Raw genomic sequence first — 17807 nt, 5'->3', positions numbered from 1 at the left:
CCCCCTCAGGGCCGAAATCAGGGTTCGGCCAGGGTCATCCCGACTGCCGCCGCGCCTCCCCGCCCGTCACCATGGACGCATGACAGACCACCAGCACGCGGCGGCGGAGCCGGATCCCGCCCGCGGCCCGGCCGGCCCGCCCCCGGGCCCCGGGCCGCGGGACGCCGTGCCCTCCGCCCCGGGTGAGGAGCCGCGCGCGCACGAGGACGGTGCCACGGCCGGGTCGGCGACGACCGCACCAGGCACGCCCCTCAAGTTCCGCCGCGACCGGCGCCACAAGATGCTGGGCGGGGTGTGCGCCGGGCTGGGGCGGCAGTGCGACATGGACCCGGTGATCTTCCGGATCGTTCTCGCGGTGCTCTCCGCGACCGGCGGCATCGGCCTCATCTTCTACGGCTTCGTCTGGCTGTTCGTGCCGTACGACGACGACGAGGAGAACGAGGTACGCAAGCTCCTGACCGGCCGCGTGGACGGTCAGGCACTGACGGCCGTGCTCTTCGCCCTGGTGGGCTGCGGAGTGTTCCTCTCGATGCTCAACAACGGCGGGGTGCTGACCTTCGCCGTGGTCCTCGCCCTGCTCCTGGCAGGCGCGGGGTTCTGGTCGCAGCAGCGCGGCGCCCCCGACCCCGACCCACTCGCCGCCCAGGCCGTCGCCGACGCCCCACCGGAGGCGCAGGCGCCACCCGTCCCCGCCTCCTACCCCTCCTGGTGGCGCGACCCGATCGTCAAAGACGGATCCCATGTGGGCGGGACCGGCTATCTGTGGGGACCGCAGGACACGCGGGACCGTGACGTGGCGGCAGCCCTCAACATCGCCCGGGGCACAAGCCGCCCGGACATACGCACGGCACGGCAGCCGAAGCCGTCCGGCCCGCGCTGGATCGGCGGCTGGGTGTTCGTGCTCGCACTCATCGCGGGCATCCTCGGCACAAGCCTGACGTGGGAGGAGCACACGCTCGGCACCAGCTTGCAGACCGGCCTGGCCTGCGCGCTGATCGTGTTCGGCCTGGGCATCGCGATCAGCGCGTTCAAGGGGCGTACGGGCGCGGGCTCGATCTTCCTCGCGTTGATCACCGCGGGCCTGCTCGCAGGCTCCGCCGCGCTGCCTAAGGACATCAGCACGCACTGGGTACGAACGGACTGGGCACCCGCCACCGCCGCCGACGTGCAGGATGCGTACAACCTCGGCACAGGCGTGGGCACCCTGGACCTGACGGGCCTCGACCTCGCCAAGGGCCAGACGGTGTCGACGAACGCGGAGGTGGGCGCGGGCCATCTCAAGGTGATCGTCCCGAAGGACGTGACCGTGAACCTGACCGTCGATGTCGGCGTCGGAGACATCCAATTGCCGGGCGACGACAAGAAGGACGTGGACGTGCAGCCGGGCAAGCACAAGAGCGTGACACTCTCACCCACGACCACCGACAAGAACGGCGGCACGCTCGACCTCGACCTCCAGGTCGGCGTGGGCCAGGCGGAGGTAACCCGTGCGACGTCATGAGTTCCAGCCCGGAAAGCTGATCACGGGTTGCTTCCTCACCCTCGCGGGCGTCATCTACGCCGGCGACGCGGGCGGCCTCTGGGAGACCCCATGGTTCGCGATAATCCCCGTAGTCGCACTCGGCCTCTGCCTAGCAGGCGCGGTGGCCCTGCTGACCCACGCCGTACGGAGACGCCGCAGGGCACGCCGAGAACCGGCGGCGACGCCGGGCGAGGGGAGATAGCCCCGTCGAACGTCTCCCCTGCGCCCGCCCACCATTGCCGGAACGCCCACCGGCACCGGGACGGACGCACCTAGGCCGGAGGCCCTAGCTCCTAGCGATAACCGCCGGCCCGTTGCCTGCGCCTCGCCCTCAGGGCCGCGTCCAGGGAGAAGACCGAGGCGCCTGCCAGCACCAGGGGCAGCCAGGCCATCAGATAGATCAGGTCACTTGCGTACCGCTGTTATAGGGTCCCATCCATGAAGCCTGTGCGTGTATTGATCGCCCTCAGGATCAGCAACGAGACCGATGCGTCCACCTCGCTGGAACGACAACTCCACGACTGCACGGCCTATGTGAACGAGAGGCAGCATCTCGGTTGGCAGGTGGTAGGCGTAGCCAGAGACGCTCACATCTCCGCCACCAAGTCCCATCCCTTCGAGAGACCGGGACTCGGGGAGTGGCTGAACAACCGGGCTCCAGAATTCGATCTGCTGCTGTTCTGGAAGATGGACAGATTCGTCCGCAAGGTCGTCGACATGCAAGACATGATCAAGTGGGCGACTGCACACGGCGGCAAGGCCTTGGTTTCAGTCAAAGAACCTGTGCTCGACATGATCGGCCCTTTCCGGCACGTCATCATCGAGCTGTTCGCGGCTATCGCCGAGACTGAAGCCCAGAACATCTCCATGCGGGTCAAGTCGTTCCAGAGCTACGCGAAGTCAAAGAACGTCTGGGCCAAGGGAAAACCACCCTACGGCTACGAGTCCTTCCGTGACACCGATGGCGCAATGAGGCTTCAAGTCCGAGATAATCAAAGGCAAGCCATTCGGGAGATGTACAAGCGAGTAGTCGAGGACGGGGAGCCTTACTCCATTATCTGCGACGACTTCAATACCAGAGGACTTCCCTCCCCTGCGGGCGAGAGAATGTCAGATCGCCGAAAGAAAAACGGGACTCCTATGCCTGTTTGGCGGAGCCGTACTCTCACTAACATTCTTAGGTCTGAAACCATCCTAGGCTGGAAGTGCGAGGAGGTGAAGATTCCCGGAAAGAAGTACGGGGTCTCTCAACCTATCCTCACTTCCGAGGGGAAGATCCGGATGGCAGACCCCATCCTCACAGACGATGAATGGGCGAAGCTTCAGCATGAGATGAACGGACGCCCTGGTGCCGCCCGCCGTTCCACAAAGAACACGACTGCCTATCGCGGAGTTGTACTCTGCGGAGGGTGCGGCAAGAACCTGTACCTCTTCAACCCGGAGCGACAGCAGGGCAAGCCGGTGTACCGATGCAATAAGTCAGCAAATCGGGATTCCTGCGGCAAGGGGTACGCTTTCCGGGCGGAGAAAGTAGAGGAGCTCGTCGAGACGATGATCCTCGGAACCATCGGGGACTTCCCTATGCATGAGCGCCACTACGTCAAGGGTTCCAACAACTCCCAGAGGCTCCGGGAGATCGAAGAGTACGTAACGGAACTCCAGAGGTCCATCCGCCCTGGCGGCAAGAACTCATCGGGATTCGCAAAGAAGGCCACAGAGGAAGAGATTGCGGCACTCTACGAAGAACACGACTCCCTGGCGGCCGAAGGAGACAAGCCGGATAGGTACGAGTACCGGGACACCGGGGAGATCTTCCGTCATATGTGGGAGAGGAACAAAGGCAATGAAGCCGAGAGGACACGTCACCTGCTGAAGGCAGGAATCAGCATCAGGCTACATCCCCTCGCCAAGGGGGTCTCCAACACCACCGACTTCGGTGGAGAGGTGGACCTAGGAAACAGAAGCGAGCCATTCACTGTTCACTGACTCAGAGGGCATCCCTCTTGAGGGGATGCTCACTAGTACTAGCGACTCCTAGAGGCTCTTTTCGTGGGGGGCATATACAACCCCCCACATAAATAATGTACGCGTCCTTTGTTCAGCTCCGGGACAGCAGCCTGAGCATCTGAGAGCAGGGTCACACCGCACGCGGCCGACAGCGTCCCTCGGGGGACCGCACAGGTCGAGGGGCAGCGTGGTCAAAGATCGTTTATTCCGTATCAGGAATAGTTCGGTTCCGGCATGGACGAGGAACAACAGCCTACGTAGCGTCGATCAGCAAGAGCCCCAACAGGGGTCACAGACGAGGGGCACCATGGCACGTGAGGAACTGACCCGTCTCACTGGCAAGTTCGACGGACCCAATTGCGATGACGACGACTGCCCGAACGTCTACCGCACGGCAAGCGGCTCCATCGTGGTCCAGGGGGACGCGTCCAGCGCCTTCCAGCCGCCCGAGGGTGAGGCCCTGGTGGAGGTCCCCGAAGCAGTGCTCAGGGAGGCCGTACGTGCCCTTGGATGGTGATGAGTGGCGCAGGACGTTCGACGCCTTCCAGCGTGACGCCTGGCGGTTCGAGGCTCAGCCCACGTACACCATGCCCAAGGAGACCGAGAACGTTGCTCGGTTCCTTCGGGGGGAACCCAAGCCTGCCGACCACAATTCACGCTGGCATGAGCGTGTTCACGACTACGTGGCATCTGGGCGGACCATCGGGCGAGTACGGATCGTGCGCCAGCCATTGACGGACTATCAGCGATATCAATTCGCCTGGGGGATCCCCGGAAACATCCAAGCAGGGGAGGACATCCGAGTCCTGGACGTCACGCATGATGACTACGGACTACCAATCTCGGGAACCGACTGGTGGATGTTCGACGAGACACGAGTGGCGCACCTCAACTTCCGACCTGACGGGACACAGATAAACCGGGAGTTGTTCGCTGGCAACATCACCCCGTATCTGGAGTGGAAACGCATAGCCCTGACCCACTCCGTACCGTTCTTCGAGTACGTGAAAGATCCGAGTGACGAGTGACGTTCGACCCTGAGCAGCTAGGACAGTCGAAGACTGATCTGGCAGAAAAGCTCCGCGAGTTGCGCAAGCGAGCCGGTCTCACAGGGGATCGGCTCGCAATGCGGTGCAACATGTCCCAGAGCCAGATCAGCAAGTTCGAGACTGGCAAGAAGACACCGAAGCTCGTGGACGTCGAACGCATCCTTCGAGCTCTGGATGCTCCTGCTGAACTAGTCACCGAGATCACTGCACTTGCTCGAATCGCGAACACCGAATGGCAGGACAAACGCTCTTCCTGGCGTAGGGGGATGGAGAAGCGTCAGGCGGAGTTGGCCTCACTGGAGTCCGAAGCGACGGAGCTGAGATACTTTCTGCCAGCGATGGTCACAGGCCTGTTGGCGACACCGGAATACATCCGTGCCAGCCTGAGCCACACACCGGGCGACCCTTCCAAGACCATGGCGAGAAAGCTGGAGCGTCAGGCCGTTCTCTACGACACAACGAAGACGTTCACGTTTCTCCTCACGGAACAGGCAGTCAGATGGGCCGTCGTCCCGCACTCCGCCCTGGCCGTTCAGATTGACCGCCTTGCGTCAGTCTCCCACCTTCCCAACATCCGTATGGGAGTTATCCCGACGGGGACGGTGATGCCCCGCGGCCCGATGAACACCTTCACCATCTACGACGATCGGTTGGCCACGGTCGAGAACTTCACCGGTCGCATGGTCTTTCGTGATCCCCGTGACATCTCTGAGTATCTTTCCGTCTTTACCTCGTTCGGGCGTCACGCCCTCTTCGGAGGTGAAGCAAGAGAACTGCTTGGGCAGTGCGCAGAACACTACCGATGATCTTTAGTCAGGAACGGGAATAATGATCGGCGTTGCTCGCCAACCGGTGGACCATGAATGGGTCACGAAACCGGGGAGGACTAATGGCGAGCACACAGCAACCTCAGGGATATGGACTCACCGAACTGCCGCCAGAGCCAAGAGCAGTATCAGGATGCGGCACCTGTCTCGGCATCTGCGTACGTCGAAAGAATTCCCGGTCGAGAGGCGACTACAGCGCCGTCTCCGATGCGAACGTCGAGCCGCGCCAGCATCACGCCAAGGCCCACAACTCATGAGCCCGAAGAAGGCAGTTGGGCTCTTCGACGATCGCCCTTTGATGACCATGCACGTCTCCCGTGACTCAGGAAAGACCTGGGATCCGGAGCGAACGGTGTCCACGACGGACGATCTTCAACCCCTCATCACACTTGCTTGGCCTCCCTGCCAATGCACACGGTGCACAGAGCGCAGCAAGTCCTGATACCCGTACAGCATCGGAGGAACCCGCCCCTGCGGTCCCTGCGAGGGATTCCCGCCGCCATTACCCCCGGGTGCACGTCTCAGGACACAACGAAGGGTGTCTCAGAAACCTTGGTTTGCGAGACGGTGGACGACGAGACCCACAAAGACCCCCAGAGGTGTTCAAAACCCGTCTCACAGCCACGTGAGACGACTTGAAGTTTTGAGACGAGTTACGAGACGCTCGGGGCGTGACGACGAACACCACTACCGGTCACCTCATCGGCTACGCCCGAGTCTCAACCGACGACCAGGAAGCGCAGCTTCAGAGGGATGCACTCACCGCAGCGGGATGCTCTCGGATCTTCGAAGACAAGGCATCCGGCAAGAACACCGATCGTCCTGAACTGACTGCCGTGCTCGACTACCTGAGGGAGGGAGACACTCTCGTCGCCTGGAAGCTCGACAGGCTTGGAAGGTCCCTCATCGACCTTGTGGGCATCGTGGACGGCCTGAGGGAACGCGGCGTCGGCTTCAAGGTGCTGACAGGCGCCCTCAGTGCCGTAGACACGACCTCTGCCGACGGCCGTCTCTTCTTCCAGATCATTGCCGCCATGGCAGAGTTCGAGCGCTCCCTCATCAAGGACAGGACCAAGGCCGGACTCGAAGCAGCCAAGGCACTGGGGCGCACCGGAGGGCGCCCCACGGTCATCACTGATGATCTCCTCGTCATGGCCAAGGCAAGGAAGACCAAGGGCGAGAGCGTCAACGACATAGCGAAGGCTCTGGGAGTGTCCAGGGCGACCCTGTACCGGCACATGTCCGACCAGGAGCAGCTCTGACTTACCGCCAGGCCCCCGCATGGCCCCGTCCACGCCGTCGGCGCCTTATCAGGGCATCCAATGACCAGACGGACGCCCCAGTCAGCACAAGAGGTACCCAGCAAAACATGTACGGGAGGTCGTTGCCGTAGTAGTACGGGTCGGCGGCCCAGCTCACGGTCAGCCACAGGCTGAGGGAGATGAGGGCACCGCCGAACGCGGCGAGGCGGGCCAGCAGACCGATCAGGGTGCCGATGCCGACGGCGAGCTCACCGAAGGCGATGGCGTAGCCGAAGCCGACGGGGTTCTTCAGCGACAGGTCCACGAGGGCCGGGATCGCCGAGGAGTCCCGGACGGTGCGCATCATGTCGCCGATCGAGCCGGCGCCGGAGTCCGACAGGAACGCGCTGTCGGTGAGTTTGTCCAGGCCGGCGTAGATGAAGGTGACGCCGAGAAAGACGCGCAGGGGAAGCAGGGCGTATCGGGTGGCGGTGTCCCGCCAGTCCCGCCCCCCATCGAGATAGGGACCGGGGGTGTCCGTTCGCATACCGTGAGTCATCGCTCTCCGCCGCCTCTCGCCCGCGTTCCGTTGACCCCTCAACAGACCATACGTACGACAGCAGGCCCCCGCTCAAGCCTCGGGGTGCCCGTTTTCCTGTCCACCGTCCAGCGACCGGGGTGCTATGCCACCGGGCGAGGGTGGCCAGCGTGTTTTTTCGCCCCCTCCGCCCCTACCCAACCCGTACCTGGGGGCTCCGCCCCCAGACCCCCGCATCGGCCTGAACGGCCTCGTCCTCAAACGCCGGACGGGCTGAACGATCTCTCCTCGGCCGGGGATGAAGAGTGAAGAAGCCCCCATGGGTGGGTGGGGGCTCGGGATGGAACTACCCGGCCTTCAAGCGCCGGACGGAGGGGAGACGCTGGGCCGGAGCCGGAAGGCGCTACTGCGCGGCCCGCAGCCGAAAGACCACGGAAGGGGGCGTGCCGGTACGTCCACATGCCCGTCGCGTACGTCCGCGTCACCGGACCCCCGCCACCTGCCCAACGCCTGATCCAGCGGCGACGGGCGGGACGTACCGGCACGCCCCCGACCCACCGGACACCGGACAGCAGACCGCAGCCACGCACCCGCACACCCCACCCTCAATCCGTCACATCAATAACGCACCGATTCGTCTCAACCCCCGCAGCAGTAACCACCTGCACTTCCACTCGCCCCGGCTCCACATCGACCGGCACAGGCACAGTGAGCACCGCATCCGTGGGATTGCTGAACCCCCCGGCCACGGGAACCAACGGCACATGGACATGCACGGGACCGATCCGCACCACCATCCGCGACAGCCGGTCCGCCGTCTGCGCACCGGGCGGCACGAACCCGGCCCCGCGGATCTCGATGTCGTCCCCGGTACGGATCGGCGCGTCGAGGTCGCCCGCCTCACGGGCGCGGACGACGGAGAGGATCACCGGCTTCCCGCCCTCGGCGTACTTCCCGGCGAGATAGGTGGCGGCGGACACCAGCACCAGCAACGCCAGCCCCCACGGCAGATCCGGCAACTGCGAGGGCCGCCGGGCCAGCCGCACCGCCGCGAACACGAGAGCAACCGCAACGATCACCACGTACTGGATGTCCGCGAAGGACCCCCGCCCGGAGTCGTCCGTCAGAAGATCGGACGCCCGCGGTCGATCAGCCCGCACCTTCTGCAGCCGCTGCCCAAGCACCCGCAGCCCCACCACCCGCCGTACCAGCACAGCGATCCCGGACACCACGGCGACGACGGTCACGACACCGGCGCCCCGGGCGAGATCGAGACCGGCGATCAGCTCGTCGCGGGTGCCGTGCGCGGAGGCCGCCGCCAACTGCCCGACGAGCACAAGCACCGCGTACACCACGAACAGCACCCAACCCCCCGCCACCACACGCGAGGTGGAGAGACGGTTGTCCTCGCCGATGAGGGGAGCGAGGGCACCGCCACGCGCCCGGTGGAGATACCCCGCCCCGGTCAACGCCCCGCCCGTCACAAGCGCGGCGAGCAGCCCGGCCGTCCGCGCGGCCGTCCACCCCGCACCGATCGCGGTGAGCGCCTGCACCAGGAGCAGCGCGACGACAACTCCCCACACCACAAAGGCGGTACGCCGCCACAGCCGCCCGAGCCACGCCTCGCCGTCGACGCGTCCACGCTCGGCGACGATGTCCGCGGACTGGGTGAGTTCGTCGGAGACCCACTGCCGGGACGCGGACGCCGAGTGGGCGACGGCGGCGGGCAGCCCGTACCCGGACGCCAACTCGTCGCGCTTCGCGAGGAATGCGGCGACAGCGCGCCGATGCCCCTCGCGCGCGCCGTGCGGACAGTCCCCGCAGGTGCACCCACCCCCGTGTGCGCCCTGCCCGGAACCCAGCCCGGCGCCAAGCCCGTCACCGCGCCCCACGCCACCCCCCGCACCACGCTCCGCGCCGTGTCTCGCCTCCTGCACCGCCACGTCCGCTGCCGCCTTCCCCGCGCCAAGAACTCCCGTGCGGCCAGACCGTCCGTACGCCTGACTGCCGTACAACTGCCTTACTACTGCGCCGCGATGACAGCGCATTGTGCCGTACGGAACACGGCCCGCATCCGGCAGGTCTGGTCAGCGCGGGTGAAGCACAAGCGCCCGTGTTGACCCGGCTGCGAGAATTTGCGTATGGCCGAGATCATCCAGCGCGACGGGACCTGGGCCTTCGATGGCAGCACGGTCAGGATCACACCGGGACTGCACCGCTCCGTGCCGCTGTTCCGGCAGACGTACGGAGAGATCGCTGTTCCCCTGGAGGCTATCTCAGGGATCGTCTATGAACCCGAACGCAAGCGCGGCCGCCTGCGGCTGAGGCTGCGCGAGGGCGCCGACCCGCTACTCCAGGCGACGGGTGGCAGGCTGCCCGACGCCGCCGTCCCGTACCGGCTGGCGGTCGACATCGACCGTTCCGGGGTCGCCGAGTACGTCGCCGAGGAGATCCGCCGCGCGCTGCTCCTCGACCAGATCCCCCAGGAACCGGCGAAGACGTACCTTCTCCCGGGCCCGCCGGTCCCCGTCTCGGTCCGCTCCAGCGACGGCACGGTGTCGTTCGACGGCACGCAGGTGCGGATCGACTGGGCGGACACCTCCGACCGGGTCAAGCGGGCGACGGGTCCGCGGATCATCGCCGTGAGTGACCTTGTACAGGTCGAGTGGCTGCCCAACTCCGGTTACGAGGACGGCTTCCTGCGCTTCGTGACCGGCGAGACCGTCTTCTCCAAGCTGCCGACGGAGAAGGACCCGTACGCCCTCGACCTGTGGGGCAGCACCCGCCGCGACCTGCTCACGGCGCTCGTCGCCACGGCCGTCACCGCACGCCTGCCGCACCCGTCCACCCGCACGGGCGAGTACGTGGACCGCCCCCAACCCGCGCCCGCCGCACCGCCCCCGGCCGACCATCACGACGTACTCCTGCGCCGCCTGCGGGAGTTGGGCGAGCTGCACCGCGACGGCGTACTCACGGACGAGGAGTTCACGGCGACGAAGGCGGCCGTACTCCGGGGGTTCTGAGCCCCCCCCCGGCTGCGAACCCCCTACGAAAGAAGATCAGGCTCGCTCCGGCTGATGTCCTGCCACAACGGCTGGTAGTTGATCCACGCCACCAGATCGCCGCCGAGCTGCTCCCGCGTCGCGACCGCCTGCTTGTGGTCGATGAGGATCGGCCGGCCCGCGGCCTGCGCGGTGAGCTGTACCTGACTGGACCGTTCCATGGATACGAACCACCAGGCCGCCGCGTCCACCGAGTCCCCGACTGTCAGCAGCCCGTGGTTGCGCAGCACGAGGGCCTTGCCGGTGCCGAGCGCGGAGGCGATCCGGCGGCCCTCGTCGGCGTCGACGGCGACGCCGGTGTAGGAGTCGTACAGCGCGTGGTCCTCGTAGAAGGCGCAGCTTTCCTGGGTGATCGGGTCGAGCAGGTCGCCGAGGGCGGAGAGGGCGCGGCCGTGCACGGAGTGGCAGTGGGCGACGGCGACGACGTCGGGGCGGGCGGCGTGGACCTGGGCGTGCACGGTGAAGGCCGCTTGGTTCACGTGGTAGCTGCCCTGGATCACCTGGCCGTCCTGGTTGGCCATGACGAGGTCGCTCACGGTGACGTGCTTGAACGGCATCCCGAAGGGGTTCACCCAGAAGCAGTCGCTGTACTCAGGGTCGCGCGCGGTGATGTGACCGGAGGCCCCGTCCTCGAACCCGAGCCGTCCGAAGAGCCGCAGCGCCCCGGCCAGCCGCTCCTGGCGGTGCCGCCGTTCGTCGTCCATCGACTCGTGCATCGGCGGCATGGCGAACCGCAGCCGGTCGGTGGGTAGGGGCAGGGGCGGGGTGGGCCCGTGCATATGTCCTCCAGCACTGGCGTGTCCGGTACGGAGCGGAAGTTACCCTCGGTCAGCCCAGGAGAACAGGGCCGTTCGGTGAAGAGAGTGCGCAACCGTTACGAGTCCCGGGTGCCCTCGACCGCCGAGAGCACCCGGAAAGTCACCGAGAGCACGCGAATACCGGACAGAGGATGTCGGGTATCCGAGCGAGACTCCACGTATGACTCGCATGGCTCGTACGACGACGAACTGGACCTGGGCGGCCTTCAGCACCGCGGAACCGGACCTGGCCACCACGGTCGAGGACCGCTTCACGGCCTTCACCCACCACACCCTGGCGACCCTCCGCAAGGACGGTTCCCCCCGCACCTCCGGCCTCGAAGTCCGTTTCCTGCACGGCGAGCTGTGGCTCGGCATGATGCCGGACTCACTCAAGGCGCTGGACCTGCGCCGCGACCCGCGCTTCGCGCTCCAGGCGAACCCGGGGCCGGGGACCACCATGGCGGGCGGCGATGTCCGGATCAGCGGACGGGCGTACGAGACCGACGACTCGGATGACTCGGACAGCTCCGACGACTCGGCGGCGAAGGCCGCGTACGTGAAAGAGGTGGAACCGCCGCAGCCGTTCCACCTCTTCCGTACCGAGCTGACGGAGGTCGTACGGACCTACGTCGAGGACGACACGTATCTGGTCGTCGAGATCTGGAAGCCCGGAGAGCCGGTGCGCACCCTCAGACGGACCTGAGCCCCGGCACTAAGTCGGCACTACTCCCACTCGATGGTGCCCGGCGGCTTCGAGGTCACGTCGAGGACGACTCGGTTGACGTCCGCGACCTCGTTCGTGATGCGGGTCGAGATCTTGGCGAGGACGTCGTACGGGAGACGCGACCAGTCGGCGGTCATGGCGTCCTCGCTCGACACCGGACGCAGCACGATCGGATGACCGTACGTGCGGCCGTCGCCCTGGACGCCGACGGACCGGACGTCCGCGAGCAGCACGACCGGGCACTGCCAGATCTCACGGTCGAGACCGGCGGCGGTCAGCTCCTCACGGGCGATCGCGTCGGCCTCACGGAGCAGGTCGAGGCGCTCCTTGGTCACTTCGCCCACGATGCGGATGCCGAGACCGGGACCGGGGAACGGCTGGCGCTGGACGATCTCGTCGGGCAGGCCGAGCTCCTGGCCGACCATCCGGACCTCGTCCTTGAACAGCTTGCGCAGCGGCTCGACGAGCTCGAACTCGAGGTCCTCGGGGAGGCCGCCGACGTTGTGGTGGGACTTGATGTTGGCCGTGCCGGTACCGCCACCGGACTCGACCACGTCCGGGTAGAGCGTGCCCTGCACCAGGAAGGCGACGTCCTCGCCGGCCGCGGCCTCGGCGATGATGTCGGCCTGCGCCTGCTCGAAGACCCGGATGAACTCGCGCCCGATGATCTTCCGCTTCTCCTCGGGGTCGGACACCCCGGCGAGCGCGGCGAGGAACCGCTCCTGCGCGTCCACGACCTTCAGCTGTACGCCGGTCGCGGCCACGAAGTCCTTCTCGACCTGCTCGGTCTCGCCCTTGCGCATCAGGCCGTGGTCGACGTACACGCAGGTCAGCTGCGAGCCGATGGCCTTCTGTACGAGGGCGGCGGCGACGGCGGAGTCCACGCCGCCCGACAGCCCGCAGATGGCCCGCTTGCTGCCGACCTGCTCGCGGATCAGCGCGACCTGCTCGTCGATGACGTTGCCCGTGGTCCAGGACGGGGTGAGACCCGCGCCCCGGTACAGGAAGTGTTCGAGCACCTGCTGGCCGTACGTGGAGTGCATCACCTCGGGGTGGTGCTGGACGCCGTACAGCTTCTTCTCGTCGTTCTCGAAGGCCGCGACCGGGACGACGTCCGTGGAGGCCGTCACCGTGAAGCCCTCGGGGGCGGCGGAGCAGGCGTCGCCGTGCGACATCCACACCGACTGCTCGTCCGGGGTGCCCTCGAAGAGGGTGGACCCCGACTTCGAGACGTGGAGCGGCGTACGGCCGTACTCGCGGGCGCCGGTGTTGTCGACCGTGCCACCGAGCGTCGTCGCCATCAGCTGGAAGCCGTAGCACATGCCGAAGACGGGGACGCCCGCCTCGAACAGCGCGCGGTCGAGGCGGGGGGCGCCCTCCGCGTACACCGACGACGGGCCACCGGAGAGGATGATCGCCGCCGGGTTCTTGGCGAGCATCTCCTCGACCGGCATGGTGCTCGGCACGATCTCGCTGTAGACCCGGGCCTCGCGGACGCGGCGGGCGATGAGCTGGGCGTACTGCGCACCGAAGTCGACGACCAGGACGGTGTCGGGGGCGGCGGGGGACACTTCTGGCACGGTTTGCCTTCCGGCGGTGAGCAAAGGGTGTGTGGGGCTGAGTCTACCGGGGGTGCGGGTGGGGGTTGGCTGGGGCGGTTTTTTCGCCCCCTCCGCCCCTGCCCGTCCCGTATCCGGGGGCTCCGCCCCCAGACCCCCGTATCGCGCTGAACGCGCTCGTCCTCAAACGCCGGACGGGCTGAAGATCCAGCCCTCCGTCTCACTATCCGAACCGTCTTGGCCCGAACGCCCCGCCCCTGCATACTGCTCCCATGCTCACGCACGCGACGAACTTCGTCTTTACCTATGGCAACCGGCCCACCGGCTGCCATGGTCGTGCTGCTTGAGCAACTGACAAGCGACTTCCCAGGCGCCCCGGGCCGACAAGGCCCGGGGCGCTTGCCGTTTCCGGACCTTGCCGCTCCGGGGCACCCCGTCACCACAAGACACAAGAGGAGCCCCACCATGGCCGACGCAGCCGACGTACTCGACAAGACCGGCGCCCGCACCGACGAGGCCGCCGACACGATCACTGGTGCCCGTGAGCGCATCGACGCCCTGGACGACCGGATCATCGGTCTCGTCCAGGAACGGATGGCCGTCTCGGCGGTGATCCAGGAGGCCAGGATCTCCTCCGGAGGCCGCCGGGTGAACCTCTCGCGGGAGATGGAGATCCTCGGCCACTACAGGGACGCGCTGGGCAAGCCGGGCACGACGCTGGCGATGACGCTGCTGGAGCTGTGCCGGGGCCGTATCTGAGTGCCGTACGGCGCCGCACGCACGTACCCATGCCCTCTCACCCGTACGGCGCGTGACCGCGTCCGCGGGGGCTTCGTTGGTCCCGGTGTCCGTGTCAGCCAGGGGCGGGCCCGAAAAAACCACGCGTGGCTTTCGCTGGAGCGATGAGACGTACGGAACGTGCCGTGCGTCGTGGGACCTCGCTCCAGGGTTGGGACCGGACGGCAGGGGACAGCAGCCCGGTCACCCAAGAGAACGGCCGGCCCCGGGGACGCCCGGGGCCGACCGGCGGAATCTGTTCAGATGCGGTCGTAACGGTTGCGGAGTCCGTCGCCCATCCCGCACGATGCGAGAACAGCCCAAGTCCCCCGCAATACAACCGAATTACCCCAGTACCGCCAATGGTCGACACCACGCGCGCGCCCCCAGCGCGCCGGGGCGCCGACCGGCGGCCCCCCAGACCAGCGGCGCACCCCCCGGCGCCGCTCCCCGGCACCGGCGCTGCCCTGACGTCGGTGCTGACGCCGAAGGGCCCCGCGGATTCCGTCCCGCGGGGCCCTTCGCCATGAGCGGGAAATCCTGTGACCCACCCCACATAAAGATCCCGTGAGGACGGGCACAACCCTTCACTGGTTTCACGTGTCACACCCCTTGAACCAACGGCCACACCCGCGCCCCACCGCGAAGGCCCCCACGTGAGTACCGCGGCCTCGCGGTGCACCAGACTTTCCCGAGGTCTTCATGAAGCTTCGTCGTGCCATGGCCGTTGCGGCCGCGACGGCGGCCCTTGCCCCGCTCGCTCTGTTGTCGGCGCCGGCCGCGTTCGCGGACACCGAGTCCCCGTCCACGGCGACGAGCAGCCCGGCGGCGGAGGACACCACCCCCGCGGCCGAGGACACGTCGCCCGCCGCGGAGGACACCACCCCCGCGGCCGAGGACACCACTCCTGCCGCGGAGGACACCACTCCCGCGGCTGAGGACACGTCGCCCGCCGCGGAGGACACCACCCCGGCAGCCGGCGACAGCACCCCGCCCGGCAGCACGCCGACCCCCACGCAGAGCACCCCGGGGGAGGGCGACGAGCCCGAGCTCTGTGTCGACGAGGACGGGAACGACCTCACCCAGATCAGCACCGATCTGACCAGCGGCCTGTCAGGGCTGCCCGACACGATCGTCGCGGGCAGCGGCTGGACGAAGTTCTCGTTCAACGTCTCCAACGACGGCGACGACACCATCACGAACATCGCTCCGCTCATCGGTGTCGCGGCCATCGGCTGGGACGACGAGGAGGACTACTCCGGCGAGATCAGCGTCCAGGTCCTCGACAAGGACTCCGGCACCTGGCGGGAGGTCGCGGGCGCCGCGGGTGAGGGCGGCACCTTCACCCCGTTCTCGCTCGGCGCCGGCCAGTCGACCTCGTACCAGCTGCGCCTCAGCGTCAGCGGCGACGTCCCGGACGCCATCGGCGTGACCGGCGGCTTCGCCCAGTACGCGGACGACGAGGGCTGCTGGGTCGCCGACGACCCGAACGGCTGGATCTACTTCTTCGACATCCTCGCCGCCGGCTCCGACGCGGGCAGCCCGCCGGACGCCAAGCCGCAGACCGGCGGCGCGAAGGAGATCAGCGACGCCAAGACGGTGGACGCCGCCGGCTCGCTCGCCGAGACCGGTTCCTCGTCCGCACTGCCGCTGATCGGCCTCACCGGCGGTGTGGCCGTCGTCGCGGGTGTCGGCGCGGTGTACGTGGTCCGTCGCCGCAAGTCGGGTGGCGCGACCGCGTAACGCGGCCCGGCCCGCCGGCCCACTAGCCACAGCTGAATGAAGGACCTGCGCTCGGAGGGGGGTGCAGGTCCTTCTTTCTGTCTGCGCGACTGCGCCGGGCAGGGGTCAGGACTTCGGCGGCAGGGGTTACGACTTCGGCGGCACCGTCGGCATCCCCAGGAACGGCAGCCTCAGTGCGCCGAACGCGTCCGCGGGGACCGCCGGGCTCCGCGGCTCGACCGGCTTGAGGCGCTCGTACGCCGCTCCCTGCACCGGACGCGGGTCGGCCTCGCCCTTGTTGGGCCAGTACGACATCGCGCGCTCGGCCTGGGCGGTGATGGTGAGCGACGGGTTGACGCCGAGGTTGGCGGAGACCGCGGCGCCGTCGACGACGGAGATACCGGGGTGGCCGTACAGCCGGTGGTACGGGTCGATGACCCCCGAGGACGCCGAGTCGCCGATCGGGCAGCCGCCCAGGAAGTGCGCGGTGAGCGGCGTACCCATCAGCTCGCCCACGTTGCTGCCCGCGAAGCCGTTGATCTCGGCGGCGATCGCGGACGCACTCTCCGAAGCCGCCTTGATCTGCCGGGGGTTGGGGGCACCGTGTCCCTGACGTGCCGTCAACAGTCCCTTCCCCGCGCCCGTCGGCTTCAAGTACGTCGTCAGGGAGTTGTCCACCGACTGCATCACAAGACCGATGATGGTCCGCTCGGACCAGTGACGGTTGGAGAGCGAACGGAGCACGAGGAGCGGGTGTTTCGCGGCGTTGGACAGCCATCCCAGAAACGGCGATGAGCCCTCCGTGTAGGGGACTTGGAGGATGGACAGGCCGCCCATCGAGTTCGAGCCCTTGCCGTAGCGGACGGGCTCGATGTGGGTGTTCTCGTCGGGGTGGATCGAGGACGTGATCGCGACGCCCTGGGTGAAGTCGGCCTTGGGCGTGCCGTGCGCCTTGCGGTACCGGCGGTTGTCGGTCTGCGCGCCCACCAGGGCCTCGGAGTTGGTGCGGGTCAGCTCGCCCAACCTGCCTGAGATGTACGGCAGTTGGCCGCTCGACTTCATGCGGTGCAGCAGGGTCTGCGTGCCGTAGGTGCCGGCGGCGATCACGACCCGGCGGGCCTTGAACATCCGCCCCTCGCCCTTGCGCTTCTCGTCCGTGGGCAGGGTCGTGACGGCGTACCCGCCCTGCGAGTCGTCGGTGACGGACACGACCGTCGTCATGGGGTGGACGACGGCACCCGCCTTCTCGGCCAGGTGAAGATAGTTCTCGTTGAGGGTGTTCTTCGCGCCGTGCCGGCAGCCGGTCATGCATTCGCCGCACTCGGTGCAGGCTTTGCGGGCGGGTCCGGCGCCCCCGAAGTAGGGGTCTTCCACTTCGCCGCCGGGCCTGGCCTTCGCCGTCCCGTCCGCGTCCTCCCCGTCACCGAAGAAGACGCCGACCGGCGCCATGTGGAAGGTGTCGCCGACGCCCATCTGCTGGGCGGCCGCCTTGAGATGGATGTCGGACGGGGTCATGGTCGGGTTGAGCCGCACGCCGAGCATCCGCCGGGCCTGGTCGTAGTACGGCTTCAACTCCCCTTCCCAGTCAGTGATGTCCTTCCACTGCGGGTCCTCGAAGAAGGCCTTGGGCGGTACGTAGAGGGTGTTGGCGTAGTTCAGGGACCCACCGCCGACGCCGGCACCGGCCAGCACCATGACCTTGCCCAGGAGATGGATGCGCTGGATGCCGTACAGGCCCAGCTTGGGTGCCCAGAGGTAGTTCTTCAGATCCCAGGAGTTCTTGGGCAGCGAGCCGCGGGTGAAACGGCGGCCCGCCTCCAACACGCCTACGCGGTAGCCCTTTTCGGTGAGCCGAAGGGCCGTGACCGACCCGCCGAAGCCGGAGCCGACGACGATGACGTCGTAGTCGTACGTGGCGTCGCCGCTGTCATACGGGGCGTCATCGCCGTCGTACGCGCCGTTATCGCCGTCATCCGGTT

Annotated in this window: 16 protein-coding genes; 11 read left to right on the top strand and 5 right to left on the bottom strand. The window is 67.2% G+C overall.

Going from position 1 to position 17807, the window contains the following annotated elements:
* Nucleotides 1-79 precede the first annotated feature (79 nt).
* From AB0N66_RS21025 to AB0N66_RS20995, 7 genes are all read left to right on the top strand, one after another.
* Complete coding sequence (locus AB0N66_RS21025; protein WP_365437048.1) at nt 80-1501, top strand: PspC domain-containing protein; 1422 nt, start codon at nt 80-82, stop codon at nt 1499-1501.
* Nucleotides 1488-1724, top strand: a complete 237-nt coding sequence (locus AB0N66_RS21020) for a hypothetical protein (protein WP_365437045.1) — start codon at nt 1488-1490, stop codon at nt 1722-1724. Before AB0N66_RS21025 ends, AB0N66_RS21020 begins: the two co-directional genes overlap by 14 nt.
* 236 nt (nt 1725-1960) lie before the next feature.
* Nucleotides 1961-3508 carry a recombinase family protein gene (locus tag AB0N66_RS21015; protein ID WP_365437043.1) on the top strand — a complete coding sequence of 516 codons (1548 nt, stop codon included), beginning with the start codon at nt 1961-1963 and terminating at the stop codon, nt 3506-3508.
* 328 nt (nt 3509-3836) lie between these two features.
* Nucleotides 3837-4046: a hypothetical protein gene (locus AB0N66_RS21010; RefSeq protein WP_365437040.1), complete on the top strand. Its 210-nt coding sequence runs from the start codon at nt 3837-3839 to the stop codon at nt 4044-4046.
* Nucleotides 4030-4557 (top strand): DUF6879 family protein, encoded by a 528-nt coding sequence (locus AB0N66_RS21005; RefSeq protein WP_365437037.1) that lies wholly within the window; start codon nt 4030-4032, stop codon nt 4555-4557. The genes AB0N66_RS21010 and AB0N66_RS21005 overlap by 17 nt, the downstream gene beginning before the upstream one ends.
* Nucleotides 4554-5384 (top strand): helix-turn-helix transcriptional regulator, encoded by an 831-nt coding sequence (locus AB0N66_RS21000; RefSeq protein WP_365437034.1) that lies wholly within the window; start codon nt 4554-4556, stop codon nt 5382-5384. Before AB0N66_RS21005 ends, AB0N66_RS21000 begins: the two co-directional genes overlap by 4 nt.
* Nucleotides 5385-6076: 692 nt before the next feature.
* Nucleotides 6077-6667 carry a recombinase family protein gene (locus tag AB0N66_RS20995; RefSeq protein WP_365437031.1) on the top strand — a complete coding sequence of 197 codons (591 nt, stop codon included), beginning with the start codon at nt 6077-6079 and terminating at the stop codon, nt 6665-6667.
* A gap of 1 nt (nt 6668) precedes the next feature.
* Here AB0N66_RS20995 and AB0N66_RS20990 read toward each other — a convergent pair whose 3' ends face one another.
* Both AB0N66_RS20990 and AB0N66_RS20985 read right to left on the bottom strand, forming a co-directional pair.
* Complete coding sequence (locus AB0N66_RS20990; RefSeq protein ID WP_365437028.1) at nt 6669-7205, bottom strand: DoxX family protein; 537 nt, start codon at nt 7203-7205, stop codon at nt 6669-6671.
* 584 nt (nt 7206-7789) lie between these two features.
* Nucleotides 7790-9046, bottom strand: coding sequence for a hypothetical protein (locus AB0N66_RS20985; RefSeq protein ID WP_365437507.1), 1257 nt, complete (start codon nt 9044-9046; stop codon nt 7790-7792).
* A gap of 279 nt (nt 9047-9325) precedes the next feature.
* Between AB0N66_RS20985 and AB0N66_RS20980 the strand changes: the two genes are divergently transcribed.
* The gene (locus AB0N66_RS20980; protein ID WP_365437025.1) at nt 9326-10207 is read left to right on the top strand and encodes a DUF4429 domain-containing protein; all 882 of its coding nucleotides are present in this window, start codon (nt 9326-9328) and stop codon (nt 10205-10207) included.
* Between the two features lie 23 nt (nt 10208-10230).
* Here the strand turns inward: AB0N66_RS20980 and AB0N66_RS20975 are convergent, their stop codons facing one another.
* The gene (locus tag AB0N66_RS20975) at nt 10231-11025 is read right to left on the bottom strand and encodes a class II aldolase/adducin family protein (protein WP_365437022.1); all 795 of its coding nucleotides are present in this window, start codon (nt 11023-11025) and stop codon (nt 10231-10233) included.
* Nucleotides 11026-11224: 199 nt separating this feature from the next.
* Between AB0N66_RS20975 and AB0N66_RS20970 the strand changes: the two genes are divergently transcribed.
* A complete protein-coding gene (locus AB0N66_RS20970) occupies nt 11225-11749 on the top strand; it encodes a pyridoxamine 5'-phosphate oxidase family protein (protein ID WP_365437020.1) in 525 nt (174 codons plus the stop codon).
* A gap of 20 nt (nt 11750-11769) precedes the next feature.
* Here AB0N66_RS20970 and guaA read toward each other — a convergent pair whose 3' ends face one another.
* A complete protein-coding gene (gene guaA, locus AB0N66_RS20965; RefSeq protein ID WP_365437017.1) occupies nt 11770-13350 on the bottom strand; it encodes a glutamine-hydrolyzing GMP synthase in 1581 nt (526 codons plus the stop codon).
* 444 nt (nt 13351-13794) lie between these two features.
* Here guaA and AB0N66_RS20960 point away from each other — a divergent pair, with 444 nt between their 5' ends.
* On the top strand, nt 13795-14088 hold the full coding sequence (locus AB0N66_RS20960) for a chorismate mutase (RefSeq protein ID WP_365437014.1): 294 nt from the start codon (nt 13795-13797) through the stop codon (nt 14086-14088).
* A gap of 720 nt (nt 14089-14808) precedes the next feature.
* On the top strand, nt 14809-15849 hold the full coding sequence (locus tag AB0N66_RS20955; protein WP_365437011.1) for an LPXTG cell wall anchor domain-containing protein: 1041 nt from the start codon (nt 14809-14811) through the stop codon (nt 15847-15849).
* Between the two features lie 126 nt (nt 15850-15975).
* Here the strand turns inward: AB0N66_RS20955 and AB0N66_RS20950 are convergent, their stop codons facing one another.
* Nucleotides 15976-17724, bottom strand: coding sequence for a GMC family oxidoreductase (locus AB0N66_RS20950; RefSeq protein ID WP_365437504.1), 1749 nt, complete (start codon nt 17722-17724; stop codon nt 15976-15978).
* Between the last annotated feature and the right edge of the window lie 83 nt (nt 17725-17807).

This window comes from Streptomyces sp. NPDC093544 (assembly GCF_040683495.1).
In the GTDB taxonomy this organism is placed as follows: domain Bacteria; phylum Actinomycetota; class Actinomycetes; order Streptomycetales; family Streptomycetaceae; genus Streptomyces.
This window is presented reverse-complemented; position numbering and strand designations above follow the sequence as displayed.

Bases quoted from the DNA above. Each gene is read 5' to 3' on its own strand.
- AB0N66_RS21025 (WP_365437048.1), top strand. From the start codon at position 80: ATGACAGACCACCAGCACGCGGCGGCGGAGCCGGATCCCGCCCGCGGC.
- AB0N66_RS21015 (WP_365437043.1), top strand. From the start codon at position 1,961: ATGAAGCCTGTGCGTGTATTGATCGCCCTCAGGATCAGCAACGAGACC.
- AB0N66_RS21010 (WP_365437040.1), top strand. From the start codon at position 3,837: ATGGCACGTGAGGAACTGACCCGTCTCACTGGCAAGTTCGACGGACCC.
- AB0N66_RS20990 (WP_365437028.1), bottom strand. From the start codon at position 7,205: ATGACTCACGGTATGCGAACGGACACCCCCGGTCCCTATCTCGATGGG.
- AB0N66_RS20980 (WP_365437025.1), top strand. From the start codon at position 9,326: ATGGCCGAGATCATCCAGCGCGACGGGACCTGGGCCTTCGATGGCAGC.
- AB0N66_RS20975 (WP_365437022.1), bottom strand. From the start codon at position 11,025: ATGCACGGGCCCACCCCGCCCCTGCCCCTACCCACCGACCGGCTGCGG.
- AB0N66_RS20970 (WP_365437020.1), top strand. From the start codon at position 11,225: ATGACTCGCATGGCTCGTACGACGACGAACTGGACCTGGGCGGCCTTC.
- AB0N66_RS20960 (WP_365437014.1), top strand. From the start codon at position 13,795: ATGGCCGACGCAGCCGACGTACTCGACAAGACCGGCGCCCGCACCGAC.
- AB0N66_RS20955 (WP_365437011.1), top strand. From the start codon at position 14,809: ATGAAGCTTCGTCGTGCCATGGCCGTTGCGGCCGCGACGGCGGCCCTT.